Origin of the sequence: Nocardioides sp. 503 (genome assembly GCF_004522095.1) — a bacterium.
Classification (GTDB): Bacteria; Actinomycetota; Actinomycetes; order Propionibacteriales; family Nocardioidaceae; genus Nocardioides.
The window spans coordinates 52,652-76,664 of the sequence record NZ_SPUI01000010.1; the positions used below are offsets into that span (position 1 = coordinate 52,652).

General features: G+C 71.8%; 23 protein-coding genes. 12 read left to right on the plus strand and 11 right to left on the minus strand.

Features of this window, described 5'->3' with window-relative positions; all coding sequences use genetic code 11:
* Positions 1–73 precede the first annotated feature (73 nt).
* The 3 genes from E4622_RS20945 to secA all read left to right on the plus strand — a co-directional run bounded on the left by E4622_RS20945 (position 74) and on the right by secA (position 5,078).
* Entirely contained in the window at positions 74–742 is a 669-nt protein-coding gene (locus E4622_RS20945) for a response regulator transcription factor (RefSeq protein WP_167736181.1), read from the plus strand.
* A gap of 229 nt (positions 743–971) precedes the next feature.
* A complete protein-coding gene (locus E4622_RS20950; RefSeq protein ID WP_245156137.1) occupies positions 972–2,162 on the plus strand; it encodes a crosslink repair DNA glycosylase YcaQ family protein in 1,191 nt (396 codons plus the stop codon).
* A 78-nt stretch (positions 2,163–2,240) separates the two neighbouring features.
* Positions 2,241–5,078, plus strand: a complete 2,838-nt coding sequence (gene secA / locus E4622_RS20955) for a preprotein translocase subunit SecA (RefSeq protein ID WP_134742169.1) — start codon at positions 2,241–2,243, stop codon at positions 5,076–5,078.
* Positions 5,079–5,133: 55 nt separating this feature from the next.
* On the opposite strand, the gene E4622_RS20960 is transcribed toward secA, so the two are convergent.
* Together E4622_RS20960 and E4622_RS20965 are read right to left on the minus strand one after the other, a co-directional pair.
* A complete protein-coding gene (locus E4622_RS20960) occupies positions 5,134–5,616 on the minus strand; it encodes an Rv3235 family protein (protein WP_134742170.1) in 483 nt (160 codons plus the stop codon).
* Positions 5,617–5,626: 10 nt separating this feature from the next.
* Positions 5,627–6,280 carry a LysM peptidoglycan-binding domain-containing protein gene (locus tag E4622_RS20965; RefSeq protein ID WP_134742171.1) on the minus strand — a complete coding sequence of 218 codons (654 nt, stop codon included), beginning with the start codon at positions 6,278–6,280 and terminating at the stop codon, positions 5,627–5,629.
* A gap of 91 nt (positions 6,281–6,371) precedes the next feature.
* On the opposite strand from E4622_RS20965, the gene E4622_RS20970 reads away from it, so the two are divergent.
* Complete coding sequence (locus E4622_RS20970) at positions 6,372–6,905, plus strand: hypothetical protein (protein ID WP_134742172.1); 534 nt, start codon at positions 6,372–6,374, stop codon at positions 6,903–6,905.
* 5 nt (positions 6,906–6,910) lie between these two features.
* Here E4622_RS20970 and E4622_RS20975 read toward each other — a convergent pair whose 3' ends face one another.
* The 6 genes from E4622_RS20975 to E4622_RS21000 form a co-directional block, all read right to left on the minus strand.
* The gene (locus E4622_RS20975) at positions 6,911–7,246 is read right to left on the minus strand and encodes a sec-independent translocase (protein ID WP_134742173.1); all 336 of its coding nucleotides are present in this window, start codon (positions 7,244–7,246) and stop codon (positions 6,911–6,913) included.
* 3 nt (positions 7,247–7,249) lie between these two features.
* Positions 7,250–8,413 (minus strand): P-loop NTPase, encoded by a 1,164-nt coding sequence (locus E4622_RS20980; protein ID WP_134742174.1) that lies wholly within the window; start codon positions 8,411–8,413, stop codon positions 7,250–7,252.
* Between the two features lie 13 nt (positions 8,414–8,426).
* Complete coding sequence (locus tag E4622_RS20985) at positions 8,427–8,954, minus strand: DUF1003 domain-containing protein (RefSeq protein ID WP_134742175.1); 528 nt, start codon at positions 8,952–8,954, stop codon at positions 8,427–8,429.
* A complete protein-coding gene (locus E4622_RS20990; protein WP_134742176.1) occupies positions 8,947–10,218 on the minus strand; it encodes a CBS domain-containing protein in 1,272 nt (423 codons plus the stop codon). Before E4622_RS20990 ends, E4622_RS20985 begins: the two co-directional genes overlap by 8 nt.
* Complete coding sequence (locus E4622_RS20995; RefSeq protein WP_167736182.1) at positions 10,215–12,146, minus strand: alkaline phosphatase family protein; 1,932 nt, start codon at positions 12,144–12,146, stop codon at positions 10,215–10,217. The genes E4622_RS20990 and E4622_RS20995 overlap by 4 nt, the downstream gene beginning before the upstream one ends.
* A gap of 87 nt (positions 12,147–12,233) precedes the next feature.
* A complete protein-coding gene (locus E4622_RS21000; protein ID WP_134742178.1) occupies positions 12,234–13,322 on the minus strand; it encodes a glycosyltransferase family 2 protein in 1,089 nt (362 codons plus the stop codon).
* A gap of 85 nt (positions 13,323–13,407) precedes the next feature.
* Between E4622_RS21000 and E4622_RS21005 the strand changes: the two genes are divergently transcribed.
* Both E4622_RS21005 and E4622_RS22960 read left to right on the plus strand, forming a co-directional pair.
* On the plus strand, positions 13,408–14,979 hold the full coding sequence (locus E4622_RS21005; protein ID WP_134742179.1) for a hypothetical protein: 1,572 nt from the start codon (positions 13,408–13,410) through the stop codon (positions 14,977–14,979).
* On the plus strand, positions 14,967–15,191 hold the full coding sequence (locus E4622_RS22960; RefSeq protein WP_167736183.1) for a DUF6752 domain-containing protein: 225 nt from the start codon (positions 14,967–14,969) through the stop codon (positions 15,189–15,191). The genes E4622_RS21005 and E4622_RS22960 overlap by 13 nt, the downstream gene beginning before the upstream one ends.
* Positions 15,192–15,228: 37 nt before the next feature.
* On the opposite strand, the gene E4622_RS21010 is transcribed toward E4622_RS22960, so the two are convergent.
* A complete protein-coding gene (locus E4622_RS21010) occupies positions 15,229–16,425 on the minus strand; it encodes an endonuclease/exonuclease/phosphatase family protein (RefSeq protein ID WP_134742180.1) in 1,197 nt (398 codons plus the stop codon).
* Between the two features lie 172 nt (positions 16,426–16,597).
* Between E4622_RS21010 and E4622_RS21015 the strand changes: the two genes are divergently transcribed.
* From E4622_RS21015 to E4622_RS21030, 4 genes are all read left to right on the plus strand, one after another.
* The gene (locus tag E4622_RS21015) at positions 16,598–17,809 is read left to right on the plus strand and encodes an acyl-CoA dehydrogenase family protein (protein WP_134742181.1); all 1,212 of its coding nucleotides are present in this window, start codon (positions 16,598–16,600) and stop codon (positions 17,807–17,809) included.
* Between the two features lie 5 nt (positions 17,810–17,814).
* Complete coding sequence (locus E4622_RS21020; protein ID WP_134742182.1) at positions 17,815–18,912, plus strand: hypothetical protein; 1,098 nt, start codon at positions 17,815–17,817, stop codon at positions 18,910–18,912.
* A gap of 129 nt (positions 18,913–19,041) precedes the next feature.
* Positions 19,042–20,349: a phospholipase D-like domain-containing protein gene (locus E4622_RS21025; RefSeq protein WP_134742183.1), complete on the plus strand. Its 1,308-nt coding sequence runs from the start codon at positions 19,042–19,044 to the stop codon at positions 20,347–20,349.
* Between the two features lie 13 nt (positions 20,350–20,362).
* A complete protein-coding gene (locus E4622_RS21030) occupies positions 20,363–21,394 on the plus strand; it encodes a DUF2332 family protein (RefSeq protein WP_134742184.1) in 1,032 nt (343 codons plus the stop codon).
* Positions 21,395–21,429: 35 nt separating this feature from the next.
* On the opposite strand, the gene E4622_RS21035 is transcribed toward E4622_RS21030, so the two are convergent.
* Complete coding sequence (locus tag E4622_RS21035) at positions 21,430–21,957, minus strand: DUF6174 domain-containing protein (RefSeq protein WP_134742185.1); 528 nt, start codon at positions 21,955–21,957, stop codon at positions 21,430–21,432.
* 52 nt (positions 21,958–22,009) lie between these two features.
* Between E4622_RS21035 and E4622_RS21040 the strand changes: the two genes are divergently transcribed.
* Both E4622_RS21040 and E4622_RS21045 read left to right on the plus strand, forming a co-directional pair.
* The gene (locus tag E4622_RS21040; protein ID WP_134742186.1) at positions 22,010–22,192 is read left to right on the plus strand and encodes a DUF5302 domain-containing protein; all 183 of its coding nucleotides are present in this window, start codon (positions 22,010–22,012) and stop codon (positions 22,190–22,192) included.
* 68 nt (positions 22,193–22,260) lie between these two features.
* Positions 22,261–22,794 carry a MaoC family dehydratase gene (locus E4622_RS21045; RefSeq protein ID WP_134742187.1) on the plus strand — a complete coding sequence of 178 codons (534 nt, stop codon included), beginning with the start codon at positions 22,261–22,263 and terminating at the stop codon, positions 22,792–22,794.
* 5 nt (positions 22,795–22,799) lie between these two features.
* On the opposite strand, the gene E4622_RS21050 is transcribed toward E4622_RS21045, so the two are convergent.
* Positions 22,800–23,969 (minus strand): MFS transporter, encoded by a 1,170-nt coding sequence (locus E4622_RS21050; RefSeq protein WP_134742188.1) that lies wholly within the window; start codon positions 23,967–23,969, stop codon positions 22,800–22,802.
* Between the last annotated feature and the right edge of the window lie 44 nt (positions 23,970–24,013).

The following is a 24,013-nucleotide window of genomic DNA, read 5'->3' on the forward strand; positions in this document are numbered from 1 at the left end:
CGGGTCATGCCAGGTGGTCCGTCGTGGCCAGCGACGGGCCACCTGCACCCCCCGAACGTGTCATGATGCGCGGGTGGCTGAGAGGGACGAACCCATCCGTGTGCTCGTGGTCGACGACCAGGAGCTCTTCCGGCGCGGCCTGACGATGCTGCTGGGCGTCGAGTCCGGCATCGAGGTCGTGGGCGAGGCCGGGGACGGCGTCGAGGGCACGGCGCTCGCCGAGACGGCCGCTCCCGACGTGGTCCTGCTGGACATCCGGATGCCGAAGCGGTCCGGGATCGAGGCCTGCGTGGCCATCAAGGAGACCGTCCCGTCGGCCAAGATCATCATGCTGACGGTCTCCGACGAGGAGGCCGACCTCTACGAGGCGGTCAAGAGCGGCGCGTCGGGCTACCTCCTCAAGGACTCCTCCATCGACGAGGTCGCCCAGGCCGTGCGCGTGGTCGCGGACGGCCAGTCGCTGATCAGCCCCTCGATGGCCGTGAAGCTCATCGACGAGTTCAAGCAGATGACGCGCCCCGCACGCGACAACGTGCCCGGCCTGCGCCTGACCGAGCGCGAGCTCGAGGTCCTCAGCCAGGTCGCCAAGGGCCTCAACAACCGCGACATCGCCAAGTTCCTCTACATCTCCGAGAACACCGTCAAGAACCACATCCGCAACATCCTCGAGAAGCTGCAGCTGCACTCCCGCATGGAGGCCGTCATGTACGCCGTCCGCGAGAAGCTGCTGGAGCTGCCGTAGTCCGAGCGTGCTCGGACTACGGCAGCAGCGAAGGTTGAGCAAGCGACGCGACCGAGCCTGCGAGGTCGCGCGAGCGCGTCGAAACCCGGTGAGACGAACACCGACGGTGGGAACGTCCTGCCAGGAGGTTTCGAGACAGGCGCTAGCGCGCCTTCCTCAACCTCCGGACGCGCGCCTTCCTCAACCTCCGGGGACGCGACCGTCGGCCCCGCGTGGTTGAGTGCGAGCCGTGAAGGCCCGCCCGACGTCGATCTCGCAGTCCCAGGCGCGCCGCATCGCGCTGGCGGCGCAGGGGTTCCTCGACCCGCCCCACACCCCGCCGACGATGCGCACCTTCCAGCGCACCCTGGACCGCACGGGCGTCCTGCAGGTCGACTCGGTCAACGTGCTGCAGCGCGCGCACTACATGCCGCTCTACTCCCGCATGGGCCCCTACGACGTCGACCTGCTGCGCCGGGCGGCGGAGGAGCGGCCTCGGCGCGTCGTGGAGTACTGGGCGCACGTCCAGGCGTTCATGCCGGTCGAGCTGTGGCCGCATCTGCAGTTCCGCATGGACCACTACCGCGCTCGGCGCGGCAAGTGGGCGGTCCTCGACGACGACCCCGCGCTGGAGGCCTCCCTGCTGGCGGAGATCCGGGAGGTGGGCGCGGCCACCGCTCGTGACCTCGACGACGGGCTGCCCCGCGCCAAGGACCAGTGGGGCTGGAACTGGTCGCGGACCCGGCAGGTGCTCGACTACCTCTTCTCGGTGGGCGACCTCGCCATCGCCGGCCGCACCAGCCAGTTCGAGGTGCTCTACGACCTGCCCGAGCGGGTGATCCCCGCCGCGGTGCTGGCCCTGCCGACACCGACGCCCGCGGAGGCCCACCTGGAGCTGGTGCGGCGCGCGGCCCGCGCCCACGGCGTGGCGACGGTCCGCTGCCTGCAGGACTACTACCGCATGCACGTCGACCAGGTGCGCCCGGCGGTCGCGACGCTGGTGGAGTCCGGCGAGCTGCTCCCGGTGACGATCGAGGGCTGGAAGCGTCCGGCCTACCTGCACTGCGACGCCCGGGTGCCGCGGCGCGTCGGCGCCCGCGCGCTGCTCAGCCCGTTCGACCCGGTGGTGTGGGAGCGCGAGCGCGCCGAGCGGCTCTTCGACTTCCACTACCGCATCGAGATCTACACCCCCGCGCACAAGCGCGTGCACGGCTACTACGTGCTGCCGTTCCTGCTCGGCGAGCACATCGTCGCCCGGGTCGACCTCAAGGCCGACCGCCGGACGCGCACGCTGGTGGTCAAGGGCGCCTACGCCGAGCCGGCGGCACCGCCCGAGACCGCAGAGGAGCTCACCGCCGAGCTGAGCGTCCTGGCAGGGTGGCTGGGCCTCGACACCGTCGTGGTCGAGCCCCGCGGTGACCTCGCCGCGCGCCTCGTTTAGGCACCTTCCAGCCGCTGGGTAGAGTGGGAGAGCCGCTCTCACGGCCCGCATGCTGCCAACCCAAGGAGTCATCCCGTCGTGCCCGTCATCATCGACAAGCTTCTCCGCATCGGCGAAGGCAAGATCCTCCGGCAGCTCCAGAACATCTCCAAGGCCGTCAACGCGATCGAGGACGACTTCGTCGCCATGAGCGACGACGAGCTGCGCGGCATGACCGAGGAGTTCAAGGCGCGCTACGAGAAGGGCGAGACCCTCGACGACCTCATGCCGGAGGCGTTCGCGACCGTCCGTGAGGCCGCCAACCGGGTCATCGGCCAGCGCCACTACGACGTCCAGATCATGGGCGGCGCGGCGCTCCACCTCGGCAACATCGCCGAGATGAAGACCGGTGAGGGCAAGACCCTCGTCGCGACGCTGCCGTCCTACCTCAACGCGATCTCGGGCAAGGGCGTCCACGTCGTCACGGTCAACGACTACCTCGCCAAGTACCACGCGGAGTGGATGGGGCGCATCCACCACTTCCTCGGCCTGACCACCGGCGTGATCCTGCCGGAGATGCGTCCCGCCGAGCGCCGCGAGGCCTACAACTGCGACATCACCTACGGCACCAACAACGAGCTGGGCTTCGACTACCTCCGCGACAACATGGCGGGCTCGATCGAGGAGTGCGTGCAGCGCGGCCACAACTTCGCCGTGGTGGACGAGGTCGACTCCATCCTCATCGACGAGGCCCGGACCCCGCTCATCATCAGCGGCCCGACCCAGGACGAGGTCAAGTGGTACGGCGAGTTCTCCAAGATCGCCAAGACCCTGGTGCGCGACACCGACTACGAGGTCGACGAGAAGAAGCGCACGATCTCGGTCCTCGAGCCCGGCATCACCAAGGTCGAGGACCACCTCGGCATCGAGAACCTCTACGAGTCGGCCAACACCCCGCTCATCTCCTTCCTGCACAACTCGATCAAGGCGAAGGAGCTCTTCCGCAACGACAAGGAGTACGTCGTCATGCAGGGCGAGGTGCTCATCGTCGACGAGCACACCGGCCGCATGCTGTCGGGGCGCCGCTACAACGACGGGCTGCACCAGGCGATCGAGGCCAAGGAGGGCGTGACCGTCCGCGAGGAGTACCAGACCCTCGCCACCGTCACCCTGCAGAACTACTTCCGCCTCTACGAGAAGCTCTCCGGCATGACCGGTACGGCCATGACCGAGGCCTCGGAGTTCGACAAGATCTACAAGCTCGGCGTCGTCCCGATCCCGACCAACAAGCCGATGAGCCGCATCGACCAGGCCGACCTCGTCTACCGCACGGAGGAGGCCAAGTACGACGCGGTCGCCGACGACATCGCGGAGCGCCACGAGAAGGGCCAGCCGATCCTGGTCGGCACGGTCTCGGTCGAGAAGTCGGAGTACCTCTCCGACCTGCTGAAGAAGCGCGGCATCCCGCACACCGTCCTCAACGCCAAGGTCCACGCCGACGAGGCCAAGATCGTCGCCATGGCCGGCCACAAGGGCGCGGTCACGGTAGCCACCAACATGGCCGGTCGAGGCACCGACATCATGCTCGGCGGCTCGGTGGAGTTCCTGGCCGACCAGGCGCTGCGCGAGCAGGGCCTGACGCCGGCCGGCGAGACCGCCGACGAGTACGAAGCCGCCTGGCCGGCCACCCTCGCACGCGTCAAGGAGCAGGTCGGCCGCGAGCACGACGAGGTCCGCGACCTCGGCGGCCTCTACGTCGTCGGCACCGAGCGCCACGAGTCGCGACGCATCGACAACCAGCTGCGTGGTCGCTCCGGCCGTCAGGGCGACCCGGGGGAGTCCCGCTTCTACCTCTCCCTCGAGGACGAGCTCATGCGGCTCTTCAAGTCCGAGTGGGTCGACCGCGTCCTGCAGATGCTCAAGATCCCCGACGACGTCCCCATCGAGAACAAGCGCGTCACCGGCGCCATCGCCAACGCGCAGGGCCAGGTCGAGTCGCAGAACTTCGAGTCCCGCAAGAACGTCCTGAAGTACGACGACGTCATGGACCGCCAGCGCCAGGTCATCTACGCCGAGCGCCGCGAGGTCCTCGAGGGCGCCGACCTGGAGGAGCAGATCCGCACCTTCATCGACGACGTCGTCACCGGCTACGTCACCGGCTCGCTCGCCGAGTTCGGCGAGGAGTGGGACCTCGAGCAGCTGCGCACCGACCTCGGTCAGATCTGGCCCGTCGGGCTGGACTTCGACCAGCTCGAGGAGGAGGCGGGGGGCCGTGCCAACCTCGACCGCGCCGAGATGATCGAGCTGCTCAAGAAGGACGCCCACGCGGCCTACGACGCGCGCGAGGAGGAGATGGGCGAGGAGGTCATGCGCGAGCTCGAGCGGCGCGTGCTCCTGTCCGTCCTGGACCGCAAGTGGCGCGAGCACCTCTACGAGATGGACTACCTGCGCGAGGGCATCTACCTGCGTGCCTACTCCCAGCGCGACCCGCTCGTGGAGTACCAGCGCGAGGGCTTCGACATGTTCGCCGCCATGATGGACGGGATCAAGGAGGAGGCCGTCGGCTTCCTCTTCAACCTGGAGGTCCAGGTCGAGGAGGACGACCACGAGGGTCACGACCACGACCACGACCACGACCACGGCGACGACGAGGTCTACGAGCCGCTCCTCCAGCCCGAGGGCACGGTGCAGCAGCACGCGCCGGCCATCCGGGCCAAGGGGCTGGACCGTCCGTCCGCCCCGGCCAACCTCGCCTACTCCGCCCCCAGCGAGGACGGCGAGGCCGAGGTCACCGGGGTCACCGCCGCCGATGCCGACGACGAGTACGCCGGCGTGGGCCGCAACGCCAAGTGCCCCTGCGGCTCGGGCAAGAAGTTCAAGCAGTGCCACGGCGCCCCGGGCGGCCCCACCGGCCTCACCGCCCGCGCCTCCGGCTGAGGCGGTCCCCGGGGGCCGCGGCCCCCGGGACCGTCCGACCCCCACCGGGACCCGCCTAGCTCCAGTCGAGCGCCGTGCAGACCCACCGGGGTCCGCGGGCCTCGAAGCGCGCGGCTACGGCGCGCGAGCGCTCGCCGTAGCGGACGTGGATGCTGGACTCGAAGACCGCGTCGTGCAGGAAGCAGGTGTGGACGCTGATGACGCGCGGGCGCACCGGCTGGACCCGCCCCTGACCGGGCACGTGGCCGCCGGCGCGGGCCACGAGGACCGCACGGCGGTCCAGGTCGGCGAAGACGTCGCGGGTGGTCCAGCGCAGCACCTGGGTGGAGGGCCGGTCGCCGCCGACGATCTCCACGATCGCCTGGGCGAACCGGCGCGCCCACTCCTCGGCCCCGCGGCGCCGGCCCAGGGCGATCGGCACTACGGGCGCCACGGGTGGCTCCCGGCGGGGCAGCAGGTCCAGGGCGAGGGTGCCCTGCGTCGCGGCGAGCGGCACCGGCACCCGGAGGGGCACGACCTCGGTGATGTGGCTGAGCATGATGATCTCCTCACGGGGTGGGGTGGTCGGGCAGGACGAGGCGCTGACCGGGCCGGAGCAGGTCCGGGTCGTCGCCGACGGTGGTGCGGTTGAGCAGGTACAGGCGCCGGCAGTACGTCGCCGTCTCGGCGTCACCGGCACCCGGGCCGAGCCGGGCGGCGGCGATGGCCCACAGCGAGTCGCCCGGTGCGACGACCACGGCCACCGGAGAGACCGGGGAGGCCGGGGCCGGCTGAGGCGCGCGCAGCCCGCCCACCGGCCGGTCCGGGAGCGGCAGCCCCTGCAGCGCCGAGCGGGTGGGTCGGTCGGGGTCGTGGTGGACGACGCCCGGGGTGGCCGGCGCAGGGGCGGCGGCGGCCCCCAGCAGGGCGACGCCGCACGCCACGAGGAGGACCCGTCGAGCGGCCCGGGGGACCCCGGGGGTCGGCCCGGGGGCGGGGGAGCGCCAGACCTGGACGACCACCACGCTCGTGACCAGCCACCACCAGCAGCCGCAGAGCGCCAGGGCCGCCGCACAACCCGCGACCAGGAGATCGTCGAACCCCCGCGCCGCACCGCCGGACAGGTCCGGGGCGCACCAGCGCAGGAGGAGACCCAGACCCAGCGTGGTCGTCGCCCAGACCGCCGTACCGCGGAGGCGACGTCCGGTCCCGAGACCGAACATGTGCGTATCCTTGCGTTTGCCTACGTTTGCTTCAGTAGACGTCTACTCGTGATCATCGTCAAGTGCCTCTCCACCGCCGTACGCTTCCCCCATGGCGTGGGAGGACGAGCTGTTCGAGGTGCTCGACGACCTCGAGCAGCAGGCGGCCGCGCTCTACGACGCCGAGCGCGCGCCCGAGCTCGCCGACCGCAGCCGCGCGGAGTACCAGCAGGTCACCCTGGCCGCGCGGCTCATGGCCTCGCTGGACCGCGCCTTGACGGTCGACGTGCGCGGTCCGGGACTGCTCACCGGGTCTCTGCGCCGGGTCGCCGCGGGCTGGTGCCTGCTGGGCGGACCCGGCCAGGACTGGCTGGTGTCCCTGGCCGCCGTCACCGCCGTGACCGGGGCCTCGGAGCGCGCCGTCCCCGAGGTCGCGTGGTCACCGGTCTCCCGGCTCCCGATCGCCTCCCCGCTGCGCCGCCTCGCGGACGCGGGGGAGCGCTGCGTGATCCACACGCTCGACGCGCGGCGCCACGAGGGCACCCTGGCGCGGGTCGGTCGCGACTTCGTCGAGGTCGTCCAGCCGTCGGGACGCACGGTCCTGGTCGGGTTCGCCGCCCTCGCCGCCGTGCAGAGCCGCGACTAGCGGAGCTAGGTCGCGTCGGAGTCGTACGGCGGCAGCTCGCCGGCCGTGAGCGGGCGCTGGCCTCGGGTCTGGCTCGCCGCCTGCTCGGACTCGGCCTCCTCCATGGCCTCGATGATGTGCTTGCGCACCACCGCGCGCGGGTCGAGGTCGCGCAGCTCCAGGTCGGCGTACTCCGGCCCGAGCTCGTCGCGCAGCTCGTCACGGGCGGAGTTGGCGAACTCCTTGGCCTTGCGGAGCATCACGCCGGCCTGCCGGGCGAGGTCGGGCAGCTTGTCGGGTCCGAACACGAAGATCGCCACGATCGCGATCACGGCCAGCTCGAGCGGCCCGACGTCGAACATCGCTCAGAACTTGCTGGTCGGCGTGAGTCCGAGCTGCATGCCGGCCAGCCCGCGCCCGCGGCCCGAGAGCCGGTCGGCGATGGCGGCGAGCTCCAGGGCGCCGGGCGCGGTGGGGTCGGAGTCGACGATCGGCTTGCCGGCGTCGCCACCCTCGCGCAGCGAGACGTCGAGCGGAATCCGGCCGAGCACGGGCACGTCGTAGCCGAAGCGGGCCGAGAGGGTCTCCGCGACCCGGTCGCCGCCGCCGGACCCGAAGATCTCCAGGCGGTGCTCCTTGCCCTCCGCGGTGCAGTGGGGGCAGGGCAGGTAGCTCATGTTCTCGACGACGCCGACGACGCGCTGGTGCATCATCGAGGCCATCGTGCCGGCGCGCTCGGCCACCTCGGCGGCGGCCTCCTGCGGGGTGGTGACGACCACGACCTCGGCGCCGGGCAGGTGCTGGCCCAGGGAGATGGCCACGTCGCCGGTGCCGGGCGGCAGGTCCAGCAGGAGCACGTCCAGGTCGCCCCAGAAGACGTCGGCGAGCATCTGCACGAGCGCGCGGTCGAGCATGGGGCCGCGCCAGGCGACGACCTGGTCGCGGCGCGGCTTCAGCATGCCGATCGAGATCACCGAGACGCCGCTCGGCGTCGGGACGGGCATGATCAGGTCGTCGACCTGGGTGGGCCGGTGGTCGGCCACGCCCAGCATCGCCGGGACCGAGTGGCCGTAGATGTCGGCGTCGACGACGCCGACCTTGAGGCCCTGCTTGGCCAGGGAGAGCGCGAGGTTGACGGTCACCGAGGACTTGCCGACGCCGCCCTTGCCGCTGGCGATGGCGTAGACCTTGGTCAGCGAGCCGGGCTGGGCGAAGGGGATCTCGCGGGCGGCCTTGCCGCCGCTGAGGACCTCCTTGAGGCCCGAGCGCTGCTCGGCGCTCATGACCCCGAGCTCGAGGTCGACGCCCGTGACGCCGGGGACGCGGCCCACGGCGCCGGTGACGTCGCGGGTGATCGTGTCCTTGAGCGGGCAGCCGGCCACGGTGAGGAGCACCTTGACGTGCACCAGTCCGTCGTCGTCCACGACGACGGTGTCGACCATGCCGATCTCGGTGATGGGGCGCTTGATCTCGGGGTCGTTGACGGTCGCCAGCGCGGCGTTGACCTGCTCGAGGGTGGGAGACGTCATGATGCTCGCCACTCTAGTTGGGCGGTGGTTCGCGCCCGTCGTCGGCGGCCTCGTGAGACTGCCCACGCTCGTCGAGCTCGGCCAGCAGCGAGCGCAGCTCCGAGCGCAGGAAGTCACGGGTCGCCACCTCGCCCACCGCCATCCGCAGCGAGGCGACCTCCCGGGAGAGGAACTCCATGTCGGCGTGGCCGCGCGCGTTGGCCTGGCGGTCCTGCTCGGCGATCACCTTGTCGCGGGTCTCCTGGCGGTTCTGGGCCAGCAGGATCAGCGGGGCGGCGTAGGAGGCCTGGAGGCTCAGCATCAGGGTCAGGAAGATGAAGGGGTAGGCGTCCCACCGTGCGTCCGCCGGCGCCAGGGCGTTCCAGCCGACCCAGAGGATGACGAAGCCGGTCATGTAGAGCAGGAACGTCGCGGTGCCCATGAAGCGGGCGAACTGCTCGGCGAAGACGCCGAACGCGTCGTTGTTGAACGACGGTCGCCGCACCAGCTGGCGACGGGTGCTGCGCGGGGTGTCCAGGCGGGGGGTGCGCGGCTCAGCCACGGCTCACCCCCAGCGGCCCTCCGTCGCGGGGCATCCGGTCGCGCCAGTTGGCCGGCAGCATGTGGTCGAGCAGGTCGTCCACGGTGACGGCCCCGAGCAGGTGGCCGTTCTCGTCGACGACGGGTGCCGCCACGAGGTTGTACGTCGCCAGGTGGGCCGCGACCTGGTCGATCGTGGCCTCGGGGCGCAGGCTCTCCATCGAGTCGTCGAGCGCGCCGGCCACCAGCGTGGAGGGCGGCTCGCGCAGCAGCCGCTGGATGTGGGCGATGCCGAGGAACTTGCCGGTCGGGGTCTCCAGCGGCTGCCGGCAGACGTAGACGAGCGCGGCCAGGGCGGGCGTGAGGTCGGGGTTGCGCACGTGGGCCAGCGCGTCGGCGATGGTCGCGTCCGGGGGCAGGATCACCGGCTCGGGCGTCATCATGGCGCCCGCGGTGTTCTCGACGTAGGACATCAGGCGCCGCACGTCCTCGGCCTCGTCCGGCTCCATCAGCGCGAGCAGGATCTCGGCCGTCTCGGGCGGGAGGTCGGCGATCAGGTCGGCGGCGTCGTCGGGCGACATCTCCTCGAGCACGTCGGCGGCGCGCTCGCTGTCCAGCTCCTCGAGGATCTGGACCTGGTCCTCCTCCGGCAGCTCCTCCAGCACGTCGGCCAGGCGCTCGTCGTCCAGGGCGGCGACGACGGCCGCGCGGCGCTCGACGGGCAGGTCGTGGATCATGCTGGCGGCGTCGGCGGGGCGCATCTCGTTGAGCGCGGCGATCAGGTGCGTCGCGCCCTGCGAGTCCTCGCGCCCCACGAGCCCCTGGACGTCGCGCCACTCCACGACGTGGGTCTGGCCGCGCCGGCGCAGACCCTTGGTCGGCTCCTGCACCGCCACGCGGCTGAGCTCCCAGTCGCGGTTGCGCGCCTGCTCCATGGCCACGTCGTAGACGGTGCCGGCGATGTTGCTGCCGGTGATGACCACGCTGCGGTCGAGCAGCTGGCCGATCACCAGCGTCTCGGTGGAGCGCTGCTCGAAGCGGCGCATGTTGAGCAGCCCGGTCGTGTAGACCTGCCCGCTGTCGATGTTGGTGACCCGCGTCATCGGCACGAAGATCCGCCGTCGCCCGAACACCTCCGCCACCATGCCCAGCACCCGGGGCTGGCTCTCCTGCGACCGGACGGCCACGACGAGGTCGCGCACCTTGCCGACCTGGTCCCCCTGGGGGTCGAAGATCGGCAGCCCGACCAGCCGGGCCGCGTAGACGCGGGCGGGGGCGGTGCTCACGGCCGGGGGGTGGACGATCCGGTGAGGGCGGGGTCGAAGACCTCGAGATCCTGCTTGCTGTTGACCCGGCTGCCGCTGACGGCGGGCAGGCTGAGCAGCGTCGTCACCAGGTTGGCGACGGCGCTCGAGCGGATCGGCTGGGTCCCGGCGTACCTCGTGCGCAGCGCGACGTTGGGGGAGTACTGCGGGTTGAGCCGGTAGAGGTCGGAGCGGATCACGCCGGGGCCCCAGACCAGGAACGGCACCTTGTAGGCGGGCGACGGGGACACGCCGGTCGAGCTGGCCGTGACGACCACCATGGTGGAGCCGGCCGTGCGCTCGGTGGACCGGATCGTCTTGATGATCCGGCGGACCCGGACGTCGGCGCGCTTGAGGGCCGAGCGGTACTGCTTGCTGCGAGGTCCGTGGGCCGCGGCGGCGGCCGCCGGCTCGTCGAGCTGGACGAGGGTCAGCGCGGGCGCGGCCTTCCGCAGCCGCTCGCGCGCGGCGCGGTAGGCCGTGGCGTCGTTGTCGGTGATGACCGTCGGGCCGATCTTGCGCCGGCCGTTGTTCTTCCCGATGCGGTCGACGGCGCCGTTCTGGGAGTTCCAGGAGCGCGCGATCAGGGCGGCCCGGGGGTCGCCTGAGTAGAGCGCGGTCGTCAGGCCGATGTCGTGCGCGGCGTCGAACATGCTGGCGACGTAGCCGCGCGCGGCGCGTTGGACCGTGGTGCTGCGGGGGACCGAGGTCTGCGAGATGCCGTGGCCGCCGTACTTGCGGCCGACCGGGCGGCCGGTGACCATGCTGACGGCGTTGGGCAGCGACGTGACGCGCTCCTCGACGGTGCGCGCCGCCAGCGTCGAGGCGCCGTTCTCGCGCATCCATGCCAGCGTGGGGGCCTGGGACTTGTTGACCACGGGCGAGCGCAGTCCCTCGACGTCGATGACCACGACCCGCTTGACGCCCGCGCGAGCGGCGGCGTCGGCCGGGATGGTGGCCGTGCCCCACACCAGCGGGTGGTCGGTGGTCTTCTGGATCAGGCCCTTCTTCAGCGTCCTGTAGTCCGACCAGGCGATGGGCGACGTGCCCATGACCCAGTCGACCTCGAGGGGCTTGGTGGGCTGGCAGGCGCCGCCCGGGACGTCCTCGTGGTAGCCGCCGCTGGCGGACTCGAGCTCGCTGAGGTAGGTCATGGGGCAGTAGAACTTCTCGCGGTCGTTCATGTCGCCCACGAAGATGACCGGGACGTCGGGCGACTGGCGGCGCAGCGTGTTGACCAGCTCGGCCTGGATCCGCTCGGCCTGGTCGCGCCACTTCTGGGCGTTGCCGCGAGTGTTGGCGGGGTTGTGGGTGTTCATCACCCACACCAGCTGCCCGGTGACGTTGTGGCGCAGCTGGATGAGGGGACGCGCCTGCATCTGCCCTCCGAAGTAGGGCGACATGAACGTCGTCGACTTCACCAGGGTCCAGTCGGCCGTGCGCCAGGCGATCGCCTTGGACTGGGCCTCTCCCGGCGCGTCGAGGCCGGGCGCGATGGACCAGCGGGGGCTCATCAGCTTCACGAACGTGGCGTACTGCTGGGGCTCGAACTCCTGGAAGCCGACCAGGTCGATGCCGTTGGCCTCGAGGAGCTGGGTGGCGTAGCCCATGCGCTTGGGGCCGCTGTCCCAGCCGGGGCGGTTGCCGCCGGGGCGGGTGTGGCTGTGGCCGAGCGCGTTCATGCTCGCGACCTGGAACGTCGTCACGCCGGCCCGGCGCTCGGCCGAGGCCTGCGAGGCGGTCGGCGGCTCGGGGTCGGGGTCGTCGTCGCCCGGGATGGTGAGGACGAGGGTCGCGGCGAGCGCGCTGGCGGCGGCCGCGGCGATCAGCCCCACGAGCGCGGCGCGGCGCGGACGCCGGCTGCCGGGACGGGGTGCCGAGGGCTCGGTGAGACGGCTGGATGTGCGCATGACAGGACTCCCGGGGAAGGCGACGGGACTCATCGTAGGTGATGTTGCTGGGATTGGTGTGATCTGTGTGACTCGCCATCCGCTCGGTCAGAGCCTGGAGCGGAGCCGGTCCCGCAGGCGACGGGGCGCCTGGTCGCCCTCGGCGCCGGAGGCGGGGCCGTCGGCGGGCGCGGCGCTGCGGGCCGCCTTGGCCTTCACCATGCTGTCGGGCAGGAACTGCCACTTGTCCTGGTCCCGCAGCGCCTCGAAGCGTCCCGCCAGGCGCTCCCGCTCGTCCTCGGGCAGGACCTCGGGGGAGTGCGTGCCCTGCAGCGGGTCGATCTCCTCCAGGAGCCGCAGGTCGCGCAGGAGGTCGACGGGGTCGGCCATGTGGCGCTCGTAGATCATCTCGAAAACCCGCGCGCGCTGCTCCGGCGGCAGGTCCTTGTCGACCACCGCCTTCAGCGCGGTCGCCAGCTGCATCCGGTGGGTGCCGAAGTGCATGCTCGGGCCGGAGCCGACCATCGCGGTCCACTTCCGGACGAACTCCTCGCCGGAGTAGGACTCCAGGTGCAGCATCCGCAGGCCCGGGCCGCGCACCAGGGGCAGGCGCTTGTCCTGCCGGTCGGTGGCCTTGTGGATGCCCAGCCAGACGTCGTCGCGCGGGCGCACGCCGACCTTGCCGGCGATGTGGCTGCGGAAGTAGAGGGAGTTGGTCGGCTCGGCGAGCACGCCCAGCGACTGCAGGAGCGCGAGGTCGCCGTCCTCGAGCAACGGCTTGAACAGCGTGGGCTCGCCCGCGGGGTGCATCTCGCTGACCACCTCGAGCGGCGTGAGACCCACCGCGTGGCGGCGCCGGGGGACACCGGCGAGCTCGGCGCGGTCGATCTGGGCGATCTCGTCGGCGTCGATGTGGAAGAGCCACTCCGCCCACTCCACCTGGGTGAGGACGGCGCGGGCGAGGTTGGCGTTGACGCGCTGGCGCTTGTTGAGCAGCTGCGGACGCTGGTGACGCCACCAGGACTTGTCGGTGACGACGGTGGTCACCTCGGGCCGCGCCGTGAGCCACGGCTCGACCTCGGCGTCGGGCGCGTCGAGGAAGACGATCATGTGGTCCACGCCGCCCGCGAGGTTGCCCCGGACGAACCGCTCGACGTTCGCCAGCCGGTCCTTGAGCGTGGTCACGGTGACGATCACGCGGGGACCTTAGCACCGTGCGCAGGCCCCGGGGCAGGACCGACGTGGGGCGTCGCGGAGGGTCGGCGATGACTAGCATGTGCTCATGCCACCCCGGACGACGGCGCCCGTCACCGACCTCGCCGTCGACGACCGCGGCCTGCTGCTCGCGGTCGAGGCCGACGTCTCGGCCAACGTGCTGTTCGACGGCCAGCGGATCTTCTCCTTCTGGCTCGAGCGCGACACCGTGGCCGAGGGCGACCGTCGTCACTACCCCTGGCCCCCGGCGCTGCGACGCTTCCTGGACGGATCCGTCGAGGTCTCGATCGCCGACCCTGTCGACGGGACGGTCTGGCTCACCACGACGGCCCGGCTGGGCGGCGGGGAGGGGCCGGTGACCGTCGAGGACCGCCAGGGCAACGCGCTCGCCCTGGACAAGAGCCTGCGCCTGACCCGGCTGTTCGGTGACCGCGACGCCGACCAGATGCTGCCGCTGCTGGACACGATCGACGTCGTGCTGGGCGCGCTGGAGAAGGCCGGCGTCGAGCCGTTCGTCGCCTACGGCACCCTGCTGGGCGCCGTGCGCGACCAGGACTTCATCGGCCACGACTCCGACGCCGACCTGGGCTACGTCAGCCGGTTCGAGCACCCCGTCGACGTCATCCGCGAGTCCTTCGCGCTGCAGCGCCGGCTGCGCGAGATGGGCTTCCCGGTCAACCGCTACAGCGGCCTCGGGCTCAAGGTCGTCGCCCGCGAGGCCGACGGCTCGCCGCGCGGCCTGGACGTGTTCGGCGGCTTCATGCGCGACGGCATGCTCTACCTCATGGGCGAGGTGGGCCACCCCTTCCGCGAGGAGTGGCTCTACCCCCGCAGCACGGTGGTGCTGGCCGGTCGCGAGCTGCCGGCCCCGGCCCAGCCGAGCCACCTGCTCGAGGCGATGTACGGCCCCACCTGGCAGACGCCGGACCCGGCCTACCAGTTCACGACCCCCCGCAGCACCCAGCGCCGCCTCTCCGGCTGGTTCCGCGGCACCCGCGTCGGCTTCGACGAGCGGTGGGAGCGACGTCGCGCCTCCGAGCCGGAGCGCTCGCAGCGCGGGCCCAGCCCCTTCGTCCGCTGGGTGCGACGGCAGGAGAGCGACGCGGCGACGTACGTCGACCTCGGCTGCGGCGAGGGCCAGGACGCCCTGTGGCTCAGCCGGGCGGGGGTCGGCTCGATCGGCTTGGACTTCTTCGCCCCCGACCTGCGCCGCGCGCGCCGGCGCGCCGAGCGACGCGACCTGCCGGCCCGCTTCGAGTGGTTCAACCTGCACGAGCTGCGCTCGGTGCTGGGCGTCGGCGCGTGGCTGGTCCGCGAGCCCGGGCCCCGGGTCGTGCTGGCCCACCACGTCGTCGACGCCGTCGACCGCACCGGCCTGGAGCAGCTCCTGCGGCTCGCACGCATGGTCACGCGCGACTCCGGACGCTGCTACCTGCAGTTCCACACGGCCCGGACGCCCCGCTCGGCCGCCCTGGGGCTCCACCCGGTGCCCCACGCCCGGGTCGCGGAGGCCGTGCGCGCCCGGGGCGGGCGGGTCGAGCGGCTCGTCGAGCTCACCGAGGCCGAGCTGGACATCCCCGGGGCAGTGGCCGGCGGGGACCCGACGTTGTGCAGGATGGTGGTCTCATGGAGTCGATGAAGAAGATCCTCAGCGGGCGGTCGACGATGCTCGCGCGCATCCGCGCGCTCGAGGACGAGGTCCAGGAGTGCCGCCAGCTCAACGTGCGCCTCGCCGAGCTGTGCGACGTCGTCACCGAGCTGCTCGTCCCGCTCGCCGACCGCGACGAGGCGGCCGTGCGCGAGCTGCTTGACCGCTACCGCGCCGACGTGGGCGACCCCCTGCCGCGCTGACCGACCGGCTGGGCCCGCATCGGGCTCGGCGCAGGGCTCAGGCGGTGGGGCAGTACCAGGCGACGCCGCGCCGCGAGATCTTCGCCCGGCAGTCCCGCCGGTCCTCGACCCCGGGCGCGTACGCGTCCGCGGTGATCAGCGGGTGGTCGCTGAGCTTGCGGTCGCGCGCGCTCGCGTCGGACTCGTAGCCGGAGAACTCCAGGTCGCGGGTGCCGAAGATCCAGTCGACGTCCATCTTGGCGGGAAGGGCGCACCCGGACTCGCGCGCCTCGGCGCCGTTGGGGGAGTACATCCCGCTGGCGCTCGCGAAGGGGCAGGCGAACTCCGCGCGGTCGTTCATGTCCCCGGTCACGATCACCGGGGTGCCGTCGGCGCTCAGCTCCTTCACCAGGGCCGCCTCGATCTGCACGGCCCGGGCGCGGTGCCCCCGTGCGTCGCCGGCGACGTTGGCGGGGTTGTGGAAGTTGGCGAACCAGACGCGGCGCCCCGACTCGACGTGCTGGAGGAGCACGTAGGGCATCGCCGTCATCCTCCCGCCGAAGTACGGCACGTCCACCGTGGTCGTCTCGACGGCGGTCCACTGGTCGGTGCGCCAGATGATCGAGTTGTCCGCGAGCCAGTTGCCCAGCTGGGTGCCCGGCCAGATGCCCCACGCGTCGCCCGTGCGGTTGCGCAGCTGGCTGACCTGGGGGTACTGGAACTCCTGCAGCCCGGCCACGCTGATGTTCTTGGCCGCGAGCATGTCCAGCTGGGCGGGCAGGCGGGCCTCGGCGCCGGCGTAGCCCTTGCGGCGCCCCGGCCCGCGGGTGTGGCTGGCGCCCAGCACGTTGAACGACGCCACGCTGAAGCGGGCGCCCTTCCAGGACCCTCGCGGGACGCGCGCCATCCCGCGCCGCGACATCGCCCGGTCCAGGCGGGCCACGGTCGGGTACTGCACGATCGGCGGCGCGGCGCTCGGGAGGGGGACCGGCGGCAGAGTGGACGCCGCGGTGACCGACGGGGACGGGGTCGCGCTGGGCGAGGGGTCCGGGGCCGGCGTCTCGGGGTCGGTCTCCTGCGCGGAGGTCACCACGTCGAGCGCGGAGGGCACGAACATCACGACGAGTGCCGCGGAGATGGCGCTCACCGCGGCCAGCGTGGCCAGGACGCGCAGCACCCGCGAGCGAGCGCGGCGCAGGGCACGTCGGCCCCGGGGGGAGCGCTCGGAGGAGCCGCGGGGGCGCAGACGCTCCATCACGCGATCCGTTCCTCCGAAGTGCCGCTGGCAGAGAGGCGATGGTAGCCGACCGACCGCCCCGGCCGGCCCCGCGGGCCCGCACCGGCGGCGTGGTCGACCTCTCATCGCGGGCGGGCTACCGGCCGGTATCGTTCCCGGCGTCGCAGCAGCCAGACACGAGGAGCGCTCCATGGGTCGTTTGTGCCAGACCGAGGGACTGACCGAGGACCAGGTCGAGATCCTGAAGGCGGTCCGCACGTTCGTCGACGAGAAGATCCTGCCGGTCGCGACGGAGCTGGAGCACGCGGACACCTACCCGCAGGAGATCGTCGACGGGCTCAAGGAGCTGGGCATCTTCGGCCTGATGATCCCCGAGGAGTACGACGGCCTCGGCGAGTCGCTGCTGACTTACGCGCTCTGCGTCGAGGAGATCGCGCGCGGCTGGATGAGCGTCTCCGGCGTCATCAACACCCACTTCATCGTCGCCTACATGCTGATGCGTCACGGCACCGAGGAGCAGAAGCGCACGTACCTGCCCCGGATGGCCACCGGCGAGGTGCGCGGGTCGTTCTCGATGTCCGAGCCGGGCCTCGGCTCCGACGTGGCGGCCATCAAGACCAAGGCCGCGCGGACCGACGACGGCTACACGATCGACGGCCAGAAGATGTGGCTGACCAACGGCGGGTCCTCCAACCTGATCGCCGTCCTGGTCAAGACCGACGAGGGCGCCGACTCGGTCTACAAGAACATGACGACGTTCCTCGTCGAGAAGGAGCCGGGCTTCGGCGAGACCGCGCCCGGCCTCACGATCCCCGGCAAGATCGACAAGATGGGCTACAAGGGCGTCGACACCACCGAGGCGATCTTCGAGGGCCACCGGATCTCGGCCGAGCAGGTCCTGGGCGGCGAGCCCGGCAAGGGCTTCTACCAGATGATGGACGGCGTCGAGGTGGGCCGCGTCAACGTGGCCGCCCGTGCCTGCGGCATCGCCAACCGCGCCTTCGAGCTGGCCATCGCCTACGCCCAGACCCGCGAGACCTTCGGCAAGCAGATCGCCGACCACCAGGCCATCCTGTTCCGGCTCGCGGAGATGGCCACCAAGGTCGAGGCCTCGCACGCGATGATGGTCAAGGCCGCCCGGCTCAAGGACAAGGGCGAGCGCAACGACGTCGAGGCCGGCATGGCCAAGATGCTGGCCGCGGAGTACTGCAACGAGGTCGTCCAGGACTCCTTCCGGATCCACGGCGGCTACGGCTACTCCAAGGAGTACGAGATCGAGCGCCTCTACCGCGAGGCGGCGTTCATGCTCATCGGCGAGGGCACCTCCGACATCCAGAAGATGATCATCGGACGCAGCCTGCTCAAGGACTACGCCCTCAAGGACTACGCCCTCAAGGGCTGATCGGCATGGTCGCCCGCGTCTTCCTGCACATCGGACTGCCCAAGACCGGCACGACGTACCTGCAGGGGATCCTGTGGGAGAACAAGGAGCGGCTGCGCGCCGAGGGTGTCGTCCTCCCCGGGCGGGGCCACCGCGAGCACCTGTGGGCCGCGCTGGACGTGCAGGAGCGCAAGCACCTCGAACGCCGCGACCCGCGGGCGCCCGGGTCGTGGGAGCGGCTGTGCGCCGAGCTCGACGCGACCCCGGACGGCACGGGGGTCGTCACCCACGAGTTCTTCTGCGGCGCCGGGCCCGCGCAGGCCGCACGGGCCGTGCAGCGGCTCGCTCCCGCCGAGGTGCACGTGGTCGTGACCGCCCGCCACGCCGCCGGCATGCTCGCGGCCGGCTGGCAGGAGATGGTCAAGAACGGCAGCGAGACCGACCTGCCTCGCGCCGCGGCCGCCGACACCCGCTCGGAGTTCGGGTGGCGCACCTGGGACCTCGCGGGGGTGCTGGAGCGCTGGGGCGACGTCGTACCTCCCGAGCGCCTGCACGTGCTGCCGGTCCCGCCCCGCACCGAGCCGCCGGACCGCCACTGGCGCAACCTCGCCGGCGTGCTCGGCCTCAGCGGGGACTACCCGGTCCCCGCGGAGGCCGCCAACCCGTCGCTGGGCGCGGTCCAGGTCGAGCTGCTGCGCCGGGTCAACGCCCACCTCGGCAGCTTCTCCTCCGCGCTCGACCGGGGGCGATGGATCCGTGGCCACCTCGCCGAGGGCCACCTCGCCGACCAGGCGGGGGAGCGCTTCGCCTTGGACGACGACCTGCTCGCCGACTGCCGGCGCCGCAGCCGCCGCGCCGTCGACCTGATCGCCGACCGCGGCTACGAGGTCGTGGGCGACGTGGAGACGCTGCTGGTGCCCGACGAGGTGCCCGCAGGGCGCGCCCTCGGCTCGGTCACCGACGCGGAGCTGCTCGACGCCGCCGCGCAGGTCGTCGCGGGCCTCCTCGAGGACGTGCGCGAGCTCACCGTCGAGCGCGACCGGGTGCGGGAGTCTGGGGGACCGGCTCTCCCGTCACCCGTGCGCCGGGCGGCGCGGGTGCTGCGGCGCCGACGCGGCGACTGAGCCGCTAATCGTAAAATCCGAGGTGTCCTCAGGTAAGTTCTGGCTGTGTCTCAGGTGAACTTCCCCCGCCCCTCTCGGTCCCTCCCACGCGGCCGGACGGCTCGCCGTACCCGCCTCGCGCTGCTCCTCGTGAGCGCCGTCGCGCTCTCGGGAGCCGTGCTGGCCCCGGGCGCCGCGCCCGTCGAGGCTGCCGGCGCGCCCGCCGCCGCCAAGGCCGCCAAGCGCTACACCCCCACCCCGGGCGTCAAGTTCAACACCCCCCGCGTCGGCGGTGAGCGGCAGTTCCGCCTCGAGCAGCAGATCATCGAGGCGATCCGTCACGCCAAGCCGCGCTCGACGATCAAGATGTCGATGTTCTCCTTCGACCGGATGCCGGTCGCGGACGCGCTCATCGATGCCAAGCGCAAGCGCAAGGTCCACGTCCAGGTCATCGTCAACGGCCACGAGACGCCGGGCGCGCAGTCCAAGCTGCGCAAGTACCTCGGCAAGAAGCGCTGGCGCAAGAGCTGGTTCTACCAGTGCAAGGCGAGCTGCCGCGGGCAGGGCGACGTCAACCACAGCAAGTTCGTGCTCTTCTCGCACACCGGCACGGCCAAGAACGTCGTGATGCTGGGCTCGCTCAACATGAAGCTCAACGGCTCCGAGAACCAGTGGAACGACCTGCTGACGGTCAACACCTCGCCGAGGCTCTACGACACCCTCTATGGCGTGTTCCGCGAGATGAAGCGCGACCGCCTCGCCAAGCCGGCCTACATCAGCAAGGAGTTCGGCCGCTACCACCTCTACGTGCTGCCGTTCCCGCGCAACGGTGCCGCGACCAAGCGGACGAAGTACACCGTCAACCGCGACCCCATCTCCCGGCTGCTCGCCCCGATCAAGTGCACCGGCGCCAAGACCGACAGCGGCCGCACGATCGTCCGGGTCAACATGCACGCCTGGGACGGCGACCGTGGCCGGATGATCGCCAACAAGTTCCGCGACCTCTACGCCCAGGGCTGCGACGTCAAGGTCATGGTCGGCTACGCCGGCGCGCAGACCCGCAACGTCTTCGCGAGCCGCACCAAGCGTGGGCTGATGCCGACGCGCAGCACCGGCTTCGACACCGACGAGGACAGCGAGGTCGACCTCTACAGCCACGAGAAGATCCTGCTCGTCAACGGCAACTACGACGGCAACCCGGGCCGCAAGATGGTCGTCACCGGCTCCAGCAACTACCAGAACGGCGGCCAGTACGGCGACGAGCTGATCCTCCGCGTCTTCAGCAACGGCCTCTACCGCAAGTACGCCGACAACTGGGGCATGAAGTGGCGCGACCACGCCCACGGCTTCTCGTGGGGCGGCTCGGGCGGCCTGCGCACCACGTCGGGTCGCTGGCTCGTCCCGCCGGTCTACGCCGACGACCTCGGCATCGACAGCGAGGAGTGGCGGGACGAGTGACGTCTCGCCGCTGATGGACCTCGAGACCGCGCTGCGTCGCCAGGCACCCGCCTGCGCGCACCTCGGCTCGCCGATGTACGCCGAGCTGTGCGAGCGGCTCGCGGACGATGCGGCTGCCGGCGGCCCCACGGCCGTGGTGCTAGCCGGCCACGAGGACGATCCGGGCCCGTCCGCGCTGGCCCTGCGGCTCCTGGGCAGCGTGCACCGGCTGGTGCTGGAGCGCCGTGCGGGCGCGCTGGCGACGTACTACCCGAGCGTCGGGGGCACGTGGGAGCCCGAGGCCGGGTGGCTCGCCCTGCGCCAGCTCCTCGAGGACGAGCCGGACGCCGTGCGTGAGTGGCTGGACCGCCCGCCGCAGACCAACGAGGTGGGCCGCGCCACCGCGCTGATGGCCGGCCTGCTCGCGCTGCCCTGGGCGCACCCCGTGCGGCTGGTCGAGATCGGCTCGTCCGGTGGCCTCAACCTGCTGGCCGACCACTTCCGCTACGTCACTCCCGCGGGGTCCGTGGGTCCCGAGGACTCACCGGTGGTGCTCGACCCGGCCTGGACCGGGGAGCCGCCGCTGCGCGAGCCGCCCCGGATCGTCGAGCGGGTGGGCAGCGACGTGATGCCGGTGGACGTGAGCACGACCGAGGGCCGGCTGGTCCTGACGGCCTACGTCTGGCCCGACCAGACCCACCGACTCGAGCGGCTGCGGGGCGCCTTCGCCCTCGCCGACCGCCACCCGACCGTCGTACGGCGAGAGGGTGCGGGTGACCTGGTGGCCGGCCTGACGCTGGCCGAGGGGGCGACCACCGTGCTGTGGCACAGCGTGATGTGGCAGTACCTCGGTCGCGAGGAGCAGGACCGCGTGCGCGGCCTCGTCGACGCGCTGGGGGAGCGGGCGACGCCGTCCGCGCCCTTCGCGCACCTGTTCCTCGAGCCGACGCGCCGCACTCCCGAGAGCGACCACGAGTTCCTGGTCGTGCTGGAGACCTGGCCGGGCGGGGAGCGCCGCTTCGTCGGCACGTCCGTCGGCCACGGCGTGCCTACGCGCGTCGAGTAGTCGCGAGCAGCGAACCCCGGGCCCGCCCGGCGCAGCTAGCCGACCACGACGTCAGAGACGGTGTAGGCGACCTCCTCGTCGGCGATGCGGGTGCTGGTGTCGACGCTGACCGAGCTCGGGTAGTCCTGGCCCGCCGGCCAGTCCACCTCGACCTTCTCGGCGTCGGTGTCGTTGGCGGCGGCGATGACCTCGTCGATGGTCCTCCAGCGGCCCCGGGGGACCGGGGTGCCGTCCGGCAGGCCGCGGCCGGCGCGCGTGTAGACCGCCTCGGTGACCTCGCCGTCGACCACCGTCATCAGCATCGGCGCGCCCGCGTCGGGGCAGAAGCAGGTGGTGACGAGCTCGAAGGTGTAGTCCTCGGGCGCGAACTCCGGGTAGGTGCCGACCGTCGGAGGGGCCGCGGGCGGCTCCGTCGGCTCCTGGGAGGTGGGGTCCGAGGCGGTCTGCTCGCCGTCGTCGGAGCCGCAGGCGGCGACGAGGGGGAGGGGGACGGCCAGGACTGCGAGGACGGCCAGGGTGCGCTTCATGGGGATCCGACGCGCCGGGGTGCGGGACGGTTGCATCCGGCGAAGCTAACCGGTCGACGCGCGTGGAGCCGCGTGCCATGGTGGTGCCATGACCGAGGCGAGCAGCAACGAGGACATCAAGGCCAAGATGCGCGAGGCCCTGCAGCGGAAGAACGACAAGGAGAAGGGCGTCCACCAGGACGGCCCGACGCCGGAGAAGGCGCACGGCTCCGAGGTCGTGGGCGGTGGCCCCAAGGTGCACCGCCGCAAGGCGGGCGGCGGCGGGTCCTGACCGCCGTACGCGGCTGAGGCGGTCTCCTGACAGAATCGGGCCGACGTCGTCGAGCCCGAGGAGTGCAGGTGCAGTTCGGTCGCAGCTATGAGGAGTTCGAGGTCGGTGCCACCTACAAGCACTGGCCCGGCAAGACGGTCACCGAGTTCGACGACCACATGTTCTGCCTGCTCACCATGAACCACCACCCGCTGCACCTCGACAGCAACTACGCGGAGTCGACCACGCAGTTCGGCAAGAACGTCGTGGTCGGCAACTACGTCTACTCGATCCTGCTCGGCATGTCCGTGCCGGACATCTCCGGCAAGGCGATCGCCAACCTGGAGATCGAGTCGCTGCGCCACGTCGCCCCGACCTTCCACGGCGACACGCTCTACGGCGAGACCACCGTGCTCGACAAGTGGGAGTCGAAGTCGAAGGATGACCGCGGCGTCGTCCACGTCGAGACCATCGGCTACAACCAGGACGGCAAGGTCGTGTGCATCTTCCGCCGCAAGGTGATGGTCCCCAAGGACAGCTACCTCACCGCCCGCGGCGGCGAGCAGCCCGGCCGCCCCGTCCCGCAGCCCGACAAGAACTGGCCGGGGGCCGCGGAGGCCTGACCGCGTCAGCGCGCAGCGGCTGAGGCACTCACGGCAGCGGGCGCGAACGCGCGGGCGAGGGGGAGCAGGGCCAGGACGAGGACCATCGGTACGGCGAAGCCGATGCGCAGGTTGTCCTGGCCGACGGCGCCGACGAGGACCGCGCCCAGGAGCGCGCCGAGGTAGTTGAACTGGTTGAAGCGCCCGATGACCGCGTCCACCCGGGCCTGGCGGGTGAGCGGGTCGAGGCCCTCGCCGGCGATGCGGGCCGCGGCGGAGTAGGACAGCGGGGCGATGACCGCCACCCCTGCGCCGAGCACCGTGAAGCCCAGCACCGCGACCGGCCAGGTGGGCGCGAACACCACGGCCGCCAGCGACAGCGCCGAGACGACCGCACCCACGCGGATCACCGACACCGCGCCGTACGACGCCACCAGCCGGTCGCCGCCGAGCCGTAGCGCGAGGCTGGCCACCAGGTAGGGCAGGGTCGCGAGCGCCACCAGGTCCTCGGGGGTGTCGATCACGTTGTCGAGGTAGAGCGAGCCCCAGGTCTGCGCGGCGGTGTCGACCATGTAGAAGAGCACCATCCCCAGCCCCACCAGGAGGATCGGCCGCCACGGCACCGGTCCGGCGGCCGAGGCCGCCGCGGCCAGCGGGTCACCCACGCGGGGCAGCAGCGGCCCGAAGAGCACCAGCAGCGGCACGATCGCCGCCACGGCGCCCACCTCGACCGGCAGCCTCGACGTGGCCAGCGTCAGCGCCGCACCCACGATGCCGCCGAGCGTCCACGCGCCGTGGAAGGACGGCAGGATCGGTCGCCCGTACTCGTGCTCCACCGCCACCGCCTGCATGTTGGTGGTGGCGTCGACGATCCCCAGCGCCACCCCGTACGCCGCCAGGCCGGCCACGAACGCGCCCACGACCGGCGCCAGCATCAGGATCGGCACCGCGACGACCGTGATCCCGAGGCCGAGGCGCAGCAGGGACGCGGAGTCGCGTCCACGAGCGAGCTGCTCGGCGACGACGGAGCCGACGCCCGCCAGCAGCACGATCATCAGCAGCAGCAGGGAGATCTGCAGCTCGGAGAGGTCCCAGGTGTCCTGGTAGTCGGGCAGCCGCGTGGTCAGGCTGATGAAGACCAGCCCCTGGCTCAGGAAGGCGGCGGCGACGGCGAGCCGGGAAGCGCGAAGGTCCACGCGGTGATAGTGGCACGGGAGGGACCGCGAGAGGCTGCACCCGG